The 15,605-nt window shown below is 39.3% G+C and carries 13 protein-coding genes and 1 pseudogene; 11 read left to right on the forward strand and 3 right to left on the reverse strand.

Annotated features, from left to right (window positions below; translation table 11 throughout):
- Positions 1–24 precede the first annotated feature (24 nt).
- Entirely contained in the window at positions 25–966 is a 942-nt protein-coding gene (locus tag EJP82_RS23760) for an alpha/beta hydrolase (protein WP_127194556.1), read from the forward strand.
- 144 nt (positions 967–1,110) lie between these two features.
- Positions 1,111–2,049 (forward strand): aldo/keto reductase family protein, encoded by a 939-nt coding sequence (locus EJP82_RS23765; protein WP_127194557.1) that lies wholly within the window; start codon positions 1,111–1,113, stop codon positions 2,047–2,049.
- A gap of 158 nt (positions 2,050–2,207) precedes the next feature.
- On the opposite strand, the gene EJP82_RS23770 is transcribed toward EJP82_RS23765, so the two are convergent.
- Positions 2,208–3,230 (reverse strand): LacI family DNA-binding transcriptional regulator, encoded by a 1,023-nt coding sequence (locus EJP82_RS23770; protein ID WP_127194558.1) that lies wholly within the window; start codon positions 3,228–3,230, stop codon positions 2,208–2,210.
- Positions 3,231–3,569: 339 nt separating this feature from the next.
- Between EJP82_RS23770 and EJP82_RS23775 the strand changes: the two genes are divergently transcribed.
- From EJP82_RS23775 to EJP82_RS23815, 9 genes are all read left to right on the forward strand, one after another.
- Positions 3,570–4,910 (forward strand): DUF4832 domain-containing protein, encoded by a 1,341-nt coding sequence (locus EJP82_RS23775; protein ID WP_127194559.1) that lies wholly within the window; start codon positions 3,570–3,572, stop codon positions 4,908–4,910.
- Positions 4,911–4,912: 2 nt separating this feature from the next.
- Entirely contained in the window at positions 4,913–6,205 is a 1,293-nt protein-coding gene (locus EJP82_RS23780; RefSeq protein ID WP_246054408.1) for an acyltransferase domain-containing protein, read from the forward strand.
- Between the two features lie 14 nt (positions 6,206–6,219).
- Positions 6,220–7,323: a DUF4832 domain-containing protein gene (locus EJP82_RS23785; RefSeq protein WP_127194560.1), complete on the forward strand. Its 1,104-nt coding sequence runs from the start codon at positions 6,220–6,222 to the stop codon at positions 7,321–7,323.
- Positions 7,324–7,361: 38 nt separating this feature from the next.
- On the forward strand, positions 7,362–8,621 hold the full coding sequence (locus tag EJP82_RS23790) for a Gfo/Idh/MocA family protein (RefSeq protein ID WP_127194561.1): 1,260 nt from the start codon (positions 7,362–7,364) through the stop codon (positions 8,619–8,621).
- A gap of 31 nt (positions 8,622–8,652) precedes the next feature.
- Complete coding sequence (locus tag EJP82_RS23795) at positions 8,653–9,612, forward strand: ABC transporter permease (protein WP_127194562.1); 960 nt, start codon at positions 8,653–8,655, stop codon at positions 9,610–9,612.
- A 2-nt stretch (positions 9,613–9,614) separates the two neighbouring features.
- The gene (locus tag EJP82_RS23800; protein ID WP_127194563.1) at positions 9,615–10,508 is read left to right on the forward strand and encodes a carbohydrate ABC transporter permease; all 894 of its coding nucleotides are present in this window, start codon (positions 9,615–9,617) and stop codon (positions 10,506–10,508) included.
- Positions 10,509–10,571: 63 nt separating this feature from the next.
- Entirely contained in the window at positions 10,572–12,041 is a 1,470-nt protein-coding gene (locus EJP82_RS23805) for an ABC transporter substrate-binding protein (protein ID WP_127194564.1), read from the forward strand.
- A gap of 105 nt (positions 12,042–12,146) precedes the next feature.
- Positions 12,147–12,890, forward strand: coding sequence for a bifunctional transcriptional activator/DNA repair enzyme AdaA (locus EJP82_RS23810; RefSeq protein WP_246054409.1), 744 nt, complete (start codon positions 12,147–12,149; stop codon positions 12,888–12,890).
- A complete protein-coding gene (locus EJP82_RS23815) occupies positions 12,883–13,422 on the forward strand; it encodes a methylated-DNA--[protein]-cysteine S-methyltransferase (RefSeq protein ID WP_127194565.1) in 540 nt (179 codons plus the stop codon). The genes EJP82_RS23810 and EJP82_RS23815 overlap by 8 nt, the downstream gene beginning before the upstream one ends.
- A gap of 112 nt (positions 13,423–13,534) precedes the next feature.
- On the opposite strand, the gene EJP82_RS28945 is transcribed toward EJP82_RS23815, so the two are convergent.
- Together EJP82_RS28945 and EJP82_RS23820 are read right to left on the reverse strand one after the other, a co-directional pair.
- The gene (locus EJP82_RS28945; protein ID WP_425464367.1) at positions 13,535–14,068 is read right to left on the reverse strand and encodes an S-layer homology domain-containing protein; all 534 of its coding nucleotides are present in this window, start codon (positions 14,066–14,068) and stop codon (positions 13,535–13,537) included.
- A gap of 42 nt (positions 14,069–14,110) precedes the next feature.
- Positions 14,111–15,535 (reverse strand): annotated as a pseudogene (locus EJP82_RS23820) (purple acid phosphatase family protein); the annotation flags it as partial.
- Positions 15,536–15,605: the final 70 nt, after the last annotated feature.

Consider the following 15,605-nt stretch of genomic DNA (forward strand, 5'->3'; position numbering starts at 1 on the left):
ATTAATTATAAGGAGATGAGAGTTATGAAAAAGAAAATAGTATTGGAAGAAGCGGCGTTACAAATCGTAAAGGATACGGCAAACCCTCCTTTTATATTTGAACTTGGACCGGAGAAGGGGCGGGAAACCCTTGATTCTTTACAGTCAGATAACACACAAAAACTTCCTGTTGATATTCAAGATTTTGAGATGAAAAGAGACTCGGCTGAACCTGTGTCTGTAAGATTGGTTCGACCACAAAACGTACCCGGTAACTTACCCATCATTCTGTATATTCATGGCGCTGGATGGGTGTTTGGTAATGAACATACGCATGATCGTCTTATTCGGGAACTGGCCGTTGGAGCACAAGCTTGTGTCGTATTTCCAAATTACAGTTTGTCTCCTGAGGTAAGGTATCCAACAGCTATTGAAGAGATTTACGCAGTATTGAAGTGGGTTGCGGAACATGGTCAGGAGCATGGATTGGATTTAGGACGGCTTTATGTAGCAGGTGATAGTGTTGGCGGGAATATGACAGCAGCGATTACGTTACTTGCTAAGGAGCGCAAAGGGCCGACGATTCACAAGCAATTGCTATTCTATCCCGTAACTGATGCCGCATTTGATACGGAATCTTATCATGAATTTGGAACGGGATATTACCTACGCCGCGATGGAATGCAATGGTTCTGGGATCAATACACTACAGATCCTTCTGAAAGAGCGCAAATTACGGCTTCACCGCTTCGTGCAAGTAAAGAGCAACTGACTGGATTGCCACCTGCCTTAGTAATTACTGCGGAGGCAGATGTGTTACGGGATGAAGGGGAAGCTTATGCTAATAAGCTCCGTGAGGCAGGAGTAGAAGTTACAGCAGCACGTTTTCAAGGAACAATTCATGACTTTGTCATGATTAATGCGTTAGCAGATAGTAATGCAACTAGAGGAGCCATTATGTTAGCAACCGCTTGGTTAAAAGAATAATTTGGTGACGGTATGAGGTGAAGCTCAAGCACTTTGCTTGAGCTTTTTTACTGTCGGGATTGAAGTGATGGAGGACATCTATGAGTTCATGGCTAAGATGAGTATGGTATAGTAATGGTATGTTTTTCATAGGAGGAATGTGAAATGAAATATCGTAGATTAGGTGGTAGTGGCCTAAAGGTTAGTGAGATTAGTTTGGGAAGTTGGCTTACATACGGTGGTTATGTTGAACGTGAAAATGCGGTGGATGCAATCAAGACGGCATATGATATCGGCATTAACTTTTTTGATACAGCGAATGTCTATGAGCAGGGAGCTGCGGAAGTACTATTAGGCGAAACGCTAAAGCTTTACCCACGGGAATCCTACGTGCTGGCTACGAAGGTGTTTGGCAAGATGGGTGAAGGTCCAAACGATAGTGGTCTATCACGCAAACACATCATTGAGCAAGCAAACGCTAGTTTGAAGCGGCTCGGACATGATTATGTGGATCTATACTATTGCCACCGTCCAGATCCAGAGACTCCACTTGAAGAAACATTACGCGCACTTGATGACCTCGTTCGTCAAGGCAAAGTATTGTACGTTGGCGTTAGTGAGTGGCAACCTTCTCAAATCGCAGAAGCGCTGCACGTTGCGGATCGTTATCTACTAGACCGAATCGTCGTTAACCAACCGATCTACAATATGTTCAATCGTTATATAGAGAAGGAAGTAATACCACTTGGTGAGCGTTCCGGTATTGGGCAAGTCGTATTTTCTCCCCTAGCACAGGGTCTATTAACAGGGAAATATTCATCCGTAACCGAAGTTCCTGAAGGAAGTCGTGCTGCGAAGCTAGATGGGATGCGCAAAAACATTACCGAGGATAAAATCGCCAAGGTCCACGAGCTGGAGAAGATCGCTAAAGAACTTGAAATTTCCGTAGGTAACCTTGCACTCGCATGGATTCTGCGAAAAGCGAATGTCTCTAGTGCGCTAATCGGTGCTAGCCGCCCAGAGCAAGTGATTGAGAACGCTAAAGCCTCCGACATCGTGCTTAGCGAAGAGATCATTAATCAAATCGAAGAGATTTTGAAATAATTTATAGAATATCAGAGGAGAAGTGACCCTGCCTCTATTCTCACAATGCAATATAAAAGGACTTCTCTCGTGGAAGTCCTCTTTTATGTGTCTATTTGCTTGCTGACAGTTAAGTAATGGATATATATCGTCTCTTGAGAAAAATAGTGCTTATATGATTATGTCGTATTTCTTAACACCAATCGTGTAGGTAAAATTACCTTTTTGGGAAGCAAATCATTTCCGTTGATACGTTCTAACAGAACATCAACTGCGACCATACCGATTTCTTTCGTCGGTACATCAATGGTGGATAGTGGTGGATTAGAGTACTTGGATACTTCAATGTTAGATAATCCAATAATGGCTACCTCATTAGGTACAATAATCCCATTACTATATAAGCCATTTAAAGCTGCCATAGCCATTAAATCACTAGCAGCAAAAAAGGCAGTAGGATAGTTGTTAGTTTTACATAGCTCAGAAACTTTTTCTATACATACAGCCTCGTCCCACATGCAGTCAATGACCCAATCTGGATTAACAGATAAACCTGCTGCATGCATGGTTGCATAATAACCCCGATATCGACTACTTTCTTTTATACTCCTTTTTAATCCTCTTCCGCCAATAAATCCAATTTTGGTGTGCCCTTTTTCGAGAAGATGACTTACAGCCATTGTAGCAACATTGTAATGATCATAGCCAATATTATCAATATCGCTGCGATCGGTATCGATCCCAACAATATGTGGAACCTGCTTGCGAAGATATTCATAGATTTCGCTATTTAATGTTTCCATTAAGATCAGGCCTGTAATAGATTCGCTGAATGTATTAAACAGCATTTGCTTGTCTTCGAGCTCCGGTCCTGTACGGATAAATGAAATGCTATATCCATGACTAAGCAATCGTTCCTCCACACCCGTTAGGATGGACATGAAATATGGATCATTATATTTATTTTTCGTAACGCTCAATACACATCCGATTTTAATGTGCGATTTGGTTCCATGCTGCTCTTTGGTTGATGATTGTCGCTTTTGCTTTGAGCTAATCGTGTAGTTTAGTTGTGTAACTGCCTGCCATACTCGTTCACGTGTTTCATCGGTCATTTTATACTTCGTATCATTGTTTAGTACTCTGGATACTGTGGCAGTGGACACTTTAGCTAAATGAGCAACATCCCTTATTGTACTCATAATTGAAAAATTCTCCTTTTACACGTTTTATTATCGTTGGGGTATGTCGAAGAAAGTTATAGAAACATATACGATTTGTTGAGTAAATTGATAACAAATGTTTAGTTCATATAATCACATAACTACTTTCAATAGTATATCATACTGATTGGGCAATTACCGATATAAAACACAAAATATTTGTTAAATTATCCCTTGACTTAATAATGAGGAATGATATGATTACAACATAAGTTTACTAAACAAAACTCGATTAATACGTAACAAAATGCACTTATTTAACGTAACAAAAAAGCGATCCTTTTATTAAACTCTGACAATGGTTGGGAGAGGTAGAACGTGAGCAAATCGATAACAGTGTACCCTACAATAACGGATGAAGTATTAACTAATCCAGGAATTGGATTTATAGTTGCTCCTGGCTTGATGGGTGATCCAGAAGAAGTTCATGATAATAGAGGAGAAAAAAAGGAAAAATACAAGTTTTCAATAGATAGTCAAACCTATAATCATCCTGATAGTAAAGTCAATTTCTGTAGTGTGCGCTGGAGAGAAATAGAAATTGAAAAGGGTGTATTTAGGTGGGAGGTTCTCGAGGAAAAGCTTAATTATTCTAAGTCCCTTGGATGTACTGCTGTTGTACGTTGTTCACCTTATGCTTTAAGTGAAGAGGATGATATCCCTCTATGGTTTAGAGCGGAAGAACCAGAACAACCAGAATTTCCTTTTTGGCGAGTAGATCCAAATACCTCAAATTATGTAGAGTATTGGTCTAGCTTCATTAAGAATTTTGCTGCACACTTCGACGGGCATCCCGTTATTAGCTCAATTGACTTAACGATTGTCGGAGCATGGGGTGAAGGCGGAGGAACAGAATTTCTAAAGGCTGAAGCTATTGAGCAAATTACGGATGCGTATTTAGATGGGTTCAAGGTTACTCCTTTGCAAGCCTTGTTACATGATCCTTTATCATCCAAAATCATTACAGATCGTAAAGCCAAGGTTGGATTTCGTGTAGATTGTTTGGGAGATATGGGTGGTTTTCATGGAGATAAGTGGTCTCATATGAATGATTTTTATCCTCAAAATATACAAAATTTTGGAATGGCAGATGCTTGGCAGAACGCTCCCGTGTTATTTGAAGCTTGTTGGCATATGAATGATTGGTATGTTCAGGGTTGGGATATTGATTATATCATTCAAGAAACGCTGAAATGGCATATCAGCTCTTTTAATAGCAAGGGAACGACTGTACCGGAGCCATGGAAAGAAAAAGTTGAGCAATGGTTGAAGAAGGTGGGATATCGATTTGAGCTAAGAAAGCTTACGTATGATTCAACGGTTAAAGCTGGAGAGCATTTAGCTATTACAGGGCTCTGGGCCAACGTAGGCGTCGCTCCTATTTATAATCATTATCCACTTGTTATGAGGCTAGTAGGTAAAGATCAAACGTATATCTTGCAGAGTAATGAGGATATTCGGTTGTGGTTACCCGAGGAAGACATTCTATGGGAAGAAAGCTTCTTAATTCAGAGTGATGTACTTGAAGGTGAATACATATTGCAGCTCGGCATCGAAACGGGCGTGGAAGAAATAGGTAATATTAAGCTTGCTATTGAAGAGAATGTTGATGGTTATTATCCTCTAGGATCCATATCGATTGAAAGGGGAACCGAATAAGCATGAGTACTCTAGCGGATTTTAATGAAGCGATTAGCTATTGTGAATTTGATTATTTACCAGAAGGAATAGAAGAAAAATATAAACATTTTGAACTAAAAAACAAATCAGCATTCATTTCTCGTCATTTTCTTCATGAGATTTTTGAGAAATATCAACTCCCCGAGGCTACTCAGCAATATCTATTAAATGGAATTGAAGCTATAGAGCAAGATTCCATATTATATCCATTCACTTCATTTTTAGTAGAGGATATGTGTTCTGCACGTAATCGTTGCGATATAGATTTTTATACGAATATGACACCAGGGTGTATGAAATCATACGGAGAATTATATTCGTTCTTGTTACTGCTAGCTTGCGTTGCACCATCGATGGAAATGTTAGCAGCGAGAGGTATTCCTAAATCATATTATGAGGATATCCCGCACCAACCATTAAAGCTTCAGTTAGATAAAATAGTTCAACACAATGATGCTAGCGTGCATGACTTTGCATGGGTTATGAATTTTTATACCTGTTCTATATTTCTATTGGATCGATTTCTGTTTATCCCCTATCAATTTGATGATCATTTCACGATGTATCGACATGTCCAAACGCAAGAGGTGGTTGCATTACGGCATGCAGGAGAGCAATTTCGGAGTGATGGTCAAAAGGAAGGCATAAATGGTGTTTATGATCTGAATCAATCCTTCACCTCTATTTGGAACGAAAGTGAAAAATCGATTACTGCCAATCGAATTAACCCTATGGGCTTCGTAGAGAAGGAGCCGATTACACTCGATAAGAGTCATTGGAAGCCTGCCCTTATAAAAGGGGACATCCTTCTAGCACTTCATATTCCATCAGGTCCTGGCTACACACCGGATCGATTGAAAACTTCAATGAAGCTGGCGATTGAGTTATATCGTCATTATTTTCCTGAGTTATCTATACAAGGATTCTGGAGTGCAAGCTGGCTTTATGACTCGCGTTTATCGCTTGTACTTGATAATGAGACAAGTAATATCGTAAAAGTGCAAAGACAGTTTTACAATTATCCAACCGATGAAGGCGACAAGATGATCCGTTATGAGATTTTTGGTGATGGGGATGCAGATCCTGTGCGTGACCAACTTGAATTAACAACCTCATTACAAAAGGCTGCTGCGGAATATATGAAGAAAGGGGCTAGATTTAATTCTTTAAGCATGATTGTACTGAAGGAAGATCTCGTAAAAATGGGTCACATGCCGTATATAACGACTGAGGATATACAGAAATTCCATTCTACAGTTGATACTCATTTATAAGGAGCGAAGATAGGATGGGGAAATATTCTCTTGAAAATTATGAGCAATACCCAACAGTTAAAATGCGTCCTAAGCCTATATCGGGTGAACAATTAGATTTGAGTAAAAGTCAGTTTAATTTTATCACCTTATCGTGGAAAGAATTTGAGCCAGCTAGAGGAGAGTTTAGACTAGAAATTCTTGAGCAGGCATTAAATAAGATCAGCAATGCGATTCTCATGATCTTTCCAGATCTACCGGTATGGGTGAAAAATCATTCGGATGACTACTCTGACTACTTATCTGCTTTTATCAGAAAAGTAGGAAGCTATATTGATTCCGATCGACGTCTAAAGGGTGTTGTGATCTCTAACCTAAAAGGGAGCAAGGTAGAATGGAATGCCTATATGGATTCATTTGAAACGCTAACTTTGTTTGCTGATTTAAAGAATCATAGCTTGATTCATTATTTAAGAAAGCATAATCGAGTGTTTGGCCTACTGGTTACATGTAACGAGAGCAATTGGATCGATTGCTGTGAGTCGTTTGCTAAGTTGAAGCTAAGCAATATTTGGCGACAAAGTCCTGTCATTCTTAATATTACTGATGAGGTTTGTGGACCCAATGTTAAGCGAGAAGCGTATCGCTGGCATGCCAGTCTTTCCAATCTAGATTTAGAGTTAGGCTACAATATGACACTACGAAGACTAACTTATCCAGAAAGTGTATCTAGCCAAGGTAGCTTACCACTTCGTTTTTGGTTTGTGAATACTGGAAGCGCTAGAGTGTATGAGGAGTTTGAGCTATGGGTGCAATTAAAACTAGAGGATGAGACCTATGAGCTTCTTCTAAATGCTCCAACACAATTATGGTTGATGGGGGATTTGGTGCATAACGAAATTACACAGTTACCAAATATGAAACTGGGGCAATATACAGTGAGCGTAGGCCTCTTTCATAAAGACCAATCTTTCATTCAACTTAATATCGATAGCAAGGAAGTTAATGGCTATTATGAAGTAGGTCTAATTAAGGTAGAGCCTATGAATGAGGATCAGCTTTTAAATATATGGGATAGATATTATCCAGAAGGATATTATCCACTCGAGGATCCTGCAGTTCCAGAACAGGAATCCTAAAAAACTTAAACAAAATACATATGCTGGAGGTAATAACTTTGAAGTTAGCATTAATTGGTGCAGGACAAAGAGGTATGATTTACGCAGAACAAGCTTATCGAGACTTTGGAATTGCTGCAGTCGTTGAGCCACATGAAGGTAGAAGAAAAGAGGCCTCAGATAAGTTTCAAATTCCTGCGAATAAACAATTTACTAGTGTTGATGAGTTCTTTAGTCAAGGCAAAATATGTGATGCCGTCATAATTTCGTCCTTGGATCGTGATCACTATGAGCAGACGATGGTAGCACTTGACTTGGGCTATGATATTTTACTAGAAAAGCCGATCTCTCCATGCCCTGAAGAATGTATCAAAATTCAGGAGAAGGCAAATATGCTTGGACGTAAGGTCATCGTATGTCATGTACTTCGATATACAAACTTCTTTTCAGAAATTAAGAAGATTATTGATAGCAATGAGTTAGGTAAGGTAGTTACGATTCAACACAATGAAAATATAGGTAATTATCACATGGCGCACTCCTTTGTCAGAGGAAATTGGAGAAGAAGTGATATTTCCAGCCCAATTATTATGCAAAAATCTTGTCATGACATGGATATTTTAGCATGGCTTGTAAACAGTGAAGCAAAACGCATTTCTTCTTATGGGGATCTAACCTATTTCAAAGAGGCGAATGCACCAGAGGGCAGTGCTGAACGTTGCTTAGATTGTCAAGTAGCAGCAGAATGTCGCTTTGATGTTAGAAAGACGTATTTACCTATTGTTGGTAATTGGCCGGCTACAGCTGTATCTGCTCATCAATCTGAAGAAGGTTTGCTTAAGGAGTTGGAAACAAGCCCATACGGTCGTTGCGTATATCGTACGGATAATGATGTGTGTGATCATCAGGTGTCAATTATTGAATTTAAAAATGGTGTAAGCGTTACCTTTAATTTGAGTGGCTTTACAAACAAAATGTATCGCAGCCTAAAAATCATGTGTGAGCATGGCGAAATTAGAGGGGACGATAGTTCAAATATTATTGAGATTACGAGATTTGCTTCTAATATTGATGCGAAATATGAACAAAGAGTTATTCATCCCGAATCTACTATCGGAGGACATAATGGTGGGGATACTGGCTTAATGAATGATTTCTTAGCAAACCTAGGTAACCCAGACTACAATAGTCGCTCTTCAATCGATGATTCTGTAGAAAGTCATATTATGGCTTATGCCACTGAAAAGGCAAGATTAACAGGTACAGTAATTGATATTGATCAATTAAAAAGTGAGTTAAAGAGAAGCGTAGCTTTGTAATAGCTTACTTTAATGGAAGAGGAGTGATTTAATGAGTTCGGTCTCCAAAGAATTATCTGATTTACCTCCTAAGTACAGTAAGGGATTTCTATATGAAATGAAGAAAAATATAATCCTATATTTAATGTGTGTGCCTGCTCTATTAATACTGATTTTATTCAGCTATATTCCCTTTTCGGGCATATGGATGGCATTTACAGATTTTAATGTCATTGATGGCATTTTTGGCAGTAAATTCGTAGGACTAGATAATTTTAAATATTTCTTCGCCAAAAACAGTATGGGTTGGCAGGTCACATATAACACCTTATTTATCAACTTTTTTAGCATTATTCTTGGCATCATTGTTCCTGTCAGTATTGCAATTTTTATAAATGAGATCCGCAATAAGACCTACAAAAAAATATCACAAAGTATGATGTTTTTTCCATATTTCATTTCTTGGGTTGTTGTAGGAGCTATCATTTATGGTATTTTCTCTACAGATGTGGGCGTAGCTAACAATATTTTAGGATATTTTGGAGTGGAGCCTATTCGATGGTACTCAGAACCAAAGTATTGGAAGACGATTATCATTTTTGCGAGTGTTTGGAAATGGAGCGGGTATAGCTCTATTCTATATATGGCAGCAATGTCGAACTTTGATAACAGCTTATATGAATCAGCAAAAGTGGACGGTGCGAATAAGCTTCAGCAAATTTATTATTTAACAATCCCAATGTTAAAGCCAACCATTATCGTATTAACGTTACTAAATGTAGGTAGAATCTTCTACGGAGATTTTGGGATGATCTACGGTATTGTTGGTAATAATCCGGTTTTGATTGATGAAGTTACTGTTATTGATATCTACGTATATCAATCTATGCGTACACTTGGGTTTTCATATTCAACGGCCATTGGTCTATTTCAATCTTTAATGGGGCTTATCCTAATTACGTTTGCCAATAAAACAGCTAAGAAAATAAACGATGGGGAGGGTCTATTCTAAACATGGGAATTAATAGAGCGCTTGGCGATAAATTAGTTGTGATCATAGCATATTGCTTTATAGGCTGTTTTGCTCTCGTTTGTTTATATCCTCTTTGGTTAACAGTTAGTGTTTCTTTCTCATCTGAACAGGCAATTGCAAGAAATGGATATTCGTTTCTACCTCAGAGTCCTAGCCTTGATACGTATAAATATATTTTTGTGAATAGCGGAATGAGAATTTTGAAGTCCTATGGTATAACGATTTTTGTCACGGTAGTAGGAACGACAAGTGCCTTGCTTATTACTAGTATGATGGCTTTTGCGCTGTCGCTCAAAAAACTGAAATATCGCAATTTTATTGCATTTATTAGTAATTTTACGATTATTTTCTCATCGGGCTTAATTCCTTGGTATATCGTATCTGTTAATTACTATGGCTTAAAAAATAGCATCTGGGCATTAATCCTTCCAGCGGTATTTAGTGTATGGAATATGTTCCTGATGAGAACGTATTTCTCAAGTATTTCACCGTCCTTATATGAGGCAGCTGAAATTGATGGAGCCAACTATTTCAGGATTTATTTGAAAATAGCTCTACCCTTGAGTAAGACAGCATTGTTAACAGTGGGTTTGATGTATGCGCTTTCTTATTGGAATGACTGGTGGCATGCGCTGATCTTTATTAATGATAAGGATCTATTCCCATTGCAATATTATCTTTATAACATTTTATCCAATGTAAATGCGATTAGCTCAGGCCGAATTCCATCAGGAGCTTCAGGCAGTATCACTTTACCAGCAGAAACTGTGAAAATGGCAATTACAGTGATTACGATAGGACCTATTATTTTTCTTTATCCCTTTGTTCAAAAATACTTTGTGCAAGGCATTATGGCAGGCGCAGTAAAAGAGTAAAAATCTAATTATATTAGTCCTAAAGGGCTTAATATATATGAACAATTCAAAGGGGGATATTATATGAAAAGGAATAAGTTGCAAATCCTATTGGTATTAATGTTATTGTCAGTTTCAATTCTTGCAGGTTGTAGTAGCAACAGCAACAGTAACAGTGCGTCTGGCTCTAAAGTAGAACCACTTACCATCCTGTATCCAGGTGATGAAAGTGAACGTATGACTGAATATCTTGACAATGAATTTGCTGAGAAGATGGAAACTGAGCTTGGGTTAAAGGTGAAAGTTATTTTTGTACCCTGGGCGCAATATTGGGAACAAAAGGATATTATGCTAGCCGCTTCTGAACCAGTCGATCTCTTTTGGGATGGTCTTCCTGACCTATCAACAATTGTAAATAAGAAGCAAGCTCAACCATTAGATAGCCTAATTGAAAAATATGGTCAAGACATGCTAAAAGTATTGCCTATGGAACATCTTCAAGGTGCAATAATTGATGGTCAAATATATGGTATTCCTTCTGCATATGCTCCATCCTCTGCAATGTATCAATTGGTTGCCGTTCGGCAGGATATTTTAGAAGCGGTTGGTATGACAGAAGTAAATACAGCCGAAGATTTGAAAGAATTTGCTACAAGAGCAGCGAAGCAATATCCGGAATTTAAGGGACCTTCGGACATTATCTTTAAGCCACTTACTAGATACTTTACAGATGAACAGTATAACTGGATTGCATCTGAGGACTTAGTTGTATTTGGTGAAGACAGTAAAAAAGCTTACAGCTACTTTGAAACAGAAGCTTTCCAAAAAGTAGCGAAATTTAATAATGGAATGTATGATGCAGGTCTATACTCTGAGGATCTAACAATAAAGTACAATGAAAGAGATACTCGCATGCAAACGGGCTTATATTTATGGGTAGAAGGCTCCTTAGGTAAAGAAATGGAAATTATTGAAGCAGTTAGAGCTAATGATCCAAAGGCAGTAGTTAAAACTTATCTTCTAGCTGATGATAAGCCTCGTTATATTACGGCAACAGGTGGAGAGGTTCTAGCAGTTCCAGCAACAGCTCCAAATCCTGAAGCCGCGATGAAATTTATCAATTGGATATACTCATCACAGGAAAACTATCAATTCGCTCTATATGGTGTAGAAGGTAAGGATTTTGAAATAGTAGATGGTAGAATTAAGAAGATAACAGCCAGTGAATTCTTCTATGAGTGGATGTTTAGAAATCAAAATTATCAATTATTTGGACCAGATGTTGATCAAGCATCAATCGATAACTACGCTATCTGGGATGATGAGGCTATCTTATCTGATGCATTAGGCTTCCGCTTCAATAATGAGAAAGTAAAGAATATTGAAACGGCTTTGAGAGAAGTAGCAGGTAAACAACTAGCGGCGATCCGCTCAGGTTTCGTTGATTTTGAAACAGGGTATCCAAAGGCGATTGAAAAGCTAAAAGCAGCAGGAATAGATGAGTATGTTGCAGAAGTTCAACGTCAACTTGATGAATTTTTGGCAAGTAAATAATTGAAGTTATGTAGATGCAGTATTCGCGATTAATTCAACTAACCGCAACCAAAGCCTCGAACCCAAATTGGTTTGAGGCTTTGGTTCGTTATTGAAGAGGTTGATTTGGCTTTGATAGTAATTAATTATTTTATCGCCAAGGTCCACGAGCTGGAGAAGATCGCTAAAGAACTCGATATTTCCATCCACTGTCGAGATCTTGCTATCCTATGTAGGACGACTACTACTGATATAAAGATTACCTTATACTATGGGTATGAGGTGAAGGATATGGATCAAAAGTTATTTGACCTTCTATATGCGGCAGTAGTTAACCGAGAATCAACCTATGAAGGTGTATATTATACGGGAGTAAAGACAACAAAGATCGTGTGTCGACCTACTTGTCGGGCCAAAACACCTAAAGCAATGAACGTGACTTTTTACAGCACTCTAGAAGATGCACTTCAGGCGGGATTTCGACCTTGCAAACGTTGTAAGCCTGAAGCTAACGGGGCGCTTGGACCGGATGCGGCTTTGGCCGCGCAGGTGGATACGATCATTGAGACACAATACAAAGACAAACTTACCTTGTCTCAGTTGGCTGCTTTGCTTGCTATAAGTCCTTACCATTTACAGCGAACATACAAGCGAGTGAGAGGATATTCGCCCGCAGAAAAAACGGAGCTTGTTCGATTAAAACATGCGCAGCGATTTTTATTAGAATCAAATGCTACCATCGCAGAGATAGGAGAGGCTGTGGGCTATGGTAGTCCATCCCATTTCGCGGCTTGGTTTAGTAATAGAACAGGGATTTCTCCCACAGCATATCGGAACGGACAAGGAGGAGGAGATGAATCTGATGAATAGTAAAAGGTATCGACATACGGTAATCGGCTTGAATCAGCCTTGGACACTTATTGCGAGTGAGCAAGGAATTAGCCAATTGTTTTATCCTCCCCATGTGTCAACATTGGCTGGGCTTAATCAAGATTTCACAGAGATTACCCAGGATCGCGGCCTCTTCGATGAATTCGGCATCATCGAGCTGTTGGAGAAGTATTTCGCTGGAATTCCTGTCAGTTTCGATAAGGTTCCTATGGATGTAGGGGGAACACCGTTTCAACAGAGCGTATGGCGAGGCTTAAGCCAAATCCCTCATGGAGAAACGTGGACGTACAAGGATTTTGCGAACACCATTGGAAAACCATCAGCGATAAGAGCAGTAAGTACTGCGATTGGACGCAATCCTTTGCCCATCGTGTTGCCTTGCCACAGGGTGGTCGGTTCAAACGGAACGTTAACCGGATTTAGAGGGGGGCTTCAAATGAAGAAAGACATCCTTGCTTTGGAGGGTATAAGTAATTTGAAGGTTGCTGGACATGAACGATTCCAGTTCTGATCTGCTCTTAGATCGATACAATAGGCTTCAATAAAGTAAAACCTCGCTCTCATACACAGTTCACACTGGTGAGAGCGAGGTTTTTTGATAGAATCATCGTTAAAAAATGAAGTTAGTTTGTAGTTACTTTTAACAGTTTAGCGATAAAGGCTGCTGCTTCAGCACGAGTTGCTACTTGTTGAGGGGCAAATCGGTTCTGACCAACACCACTCACAAGTCCTTCTTTTACTGCTGTTGCCACATAAGGTACAGCCCACACAGGGATGGAGTTCTTATCGGAGAAAGAAAGAGATTGCTGTGGGTCGCCCTTAAGTTCAGCAGCACGAACCATCCAAGTTGTAATCTCTGCACGATTCAGCACTTTATCTGCTTTGAACGTGCCATCTGTATAGCCACTTACAATTCCTGCTTCTTCAGCTTGAGAAATATAAGTGGTTGCCCATGCTGGAATGTTCTTTGAACCCGTAAATGTAAGTGAAATCGTTGTTTCTTTCATTGGTAGGGCACGTCCAAGCATGGTAATGAACTCAGCGCGGTTGATACTTGCATCAGGTTTAAATGACTGATCACTGTAACCTGTAACGTATCCTGCAGCCACACCGGCTTTAATAGCACTCTCTGCCCAGTGTCCTGAGATGTCTTTCAAAGATTCCGTAGGTTCAGGTTTTGTAGTGGTTTCTACATCTGTTTTGATGATCCCGAATTGATCAACAATAAATGGCTTGGTATCATTTTTATCTTGATCGATTTCATAGGTAACGGCTGTAATTTTGTTGCCATCTACAGTGATACCAACAAAGTTCTGTATTTGACTGCGTTTAGGTCTACGATCATCCTTCGGATCTGGACCATATGGTGCTGCATGATTCTCTTCAGCTCGTTCGAAGAGGTTATAGTAGCTATCTCCAAGTTTTTCACTTGGGTTCTTATAGTAAACTTTTGGTCCGGCCGTTGCCGGAATCACATAAATACTTCCATCAGGATCAACACTGTATTCAATTGTTTCTCCATTTAGTGTTTCTTTAATTTTCGTTGGTGTTGTTGCTTTACCATCTTGAGCGATTGGTTTGGTGCGGGCATAAATATGATCGTGACCTTGCATAACAAAGTCGATATCAAGCTCGGCCATCAGTGGAGCGATTTGGTTACGAACCCCGTTTGGATCCATGATGTCTTCATCTGTAGCATGATTAGAAGTAGTGTAGGGACCTTTATGAATGTTCACAATGATCCACGTTGCTCCAGCCTTTTTGGCTGCTGTGGCATCTTTCTTTAACCATTCAACTTGATCTTCGGAGAAATTGGCATATTTCTCTGAATTCTCATTGGAGTTTAATACGATAAAATGAGCATTGCTGTAATCATAGGAGTAGTACGCTCCAGTTTCTGTAGCAGATCCAGCAGGGATGTTAATATTAAAGTGTTCATAAAAAGCGTAGTTCTCATCCTCGTGATTACCTGCAGAAGGAACAAAGGTTGTATTCAATAAGCTTTCTTGTGAATGACCGAGCAACCAATCCCATTGCTCTTCCTTCGTACCCGTGTCTACGATATCTCCGTTGTGGACGACAAACTGAGCATTATCTACGGTTTGAAGTGCCTTTTCGAGCGTCTGCGCAGACAAAATGGCTTCATCTTCGCTTTTTGCCTGAGTATCAGCTAAATCAATAAAGGTGAATTCCCCACTCTTAGGGGCAGTTTGAAACGTACCTGTTGCACTCCAAATCCTACGTTCTTTGTCACCCACACGATAATAATAAGTTGTATCTGCGTCAAGACCTGTAGCAACTGCTTTATGGACAAGCTCTTCTCCAGAATTGGTCGATGCAGAAGAGGAGCCTTCAAATGCGATAGCATTCGTAAAATCAGCTTTAGAACTGGTTTTCTTCGTTAATTGAACCGTACTGTTCGTAAGAAGTTTGGAAGTATACCAGGTAAATCCTTTGGAACTTTTGGTATCTCCATAAAATGTAGCTGTAATTTTGTTAATAGCATTAGCTGTGTTACTTGGTGATTCAGCATATGCAGGCAAGGCTGACGGAACAGCGATTAGACCGAGCACAAGAGTAACAGATAGAATCGTTGATGACATTTTTTTAAACTTCGTAAACACGAGAACACTCCTCTTAGTTGCTAATATGTAATAGTTACGATTATCATCATAGCAATGATTTGTTAATAGA

The organism is Paenibacillus anaericanus, from assembly GCF_003994475.1.
Taxonomy (GTDB): Bacteria; Bacillota; Bacilli; order Paenibacillales; family Paenibacillaceae; genus Fontibacillus; species Fontibacillus anaericanus.

Bases quoted from the DNA above. Each gene is read 5' to 3' on its own strand.
- EJP82_RS23760 (WP_127194556.1), top strand. From the start codon at position 25: ATGAAAAAGAAAATAGTATTGGAAGAAGCGGCGTTACAAATCGTAAAG.
- EJP82_RS23765 (WP_127194557.1), top strand. From the start codon at position 1,111: ATGAAATATCGTAGATTAGGTGGTAGTGGCCTAAAGGTTAGTGAGATT.
- EJP82_RS23770 (WP_127194558.1), bottom strand. From the start codon at position 3,230: ATGAGTACAATAAGGGATGTTGCTCATTTAGCTAAAGTGTCCACTGCC.
- EJP82_RS23780 (WP_246054408.1), top strand. From the start codon at position 4,913: ATGAGTACTCTAGCGGATTTTAATGAAGCGATTAGCTATTGTGAATTT.
- EJP82_RS23785 (WP_127194560.1), top strand. From the start codon at position 6,220: ATGGGGAAATATTCTCTTGAAAATTATGAGCAATACCCAACAGTTAAA.
- EJP82_RS23795 (WP_127194562.1), top strand. From the start codon at position 8,653: ATGAGTTCGGTCTCCAAAGAATTATCTGATTTACCTCCTAAGTACAGT.
- EJP82_RS23800 (WP_127194563.1), top strand. From the start codon at position 9,615: ATGGGAATTAATAGAGCGCTTGGCGATAAATTAGTTGTGATCATAGCA.
- EJP82_RS23805 (WP_127194564.1), top strand. From the start codon at position 10,572: ATGAAAAGGAATAAGTTGCAAATCCTATTGGTATTAATGTTATTGTCA.
- EJP82_RS23815 (WP_127194565.1), top strand. From the start codon at position 12,883: ATGAATAGTAAAAGGTATCGACATACGGTAATCGGCTTGAATCAGCCT.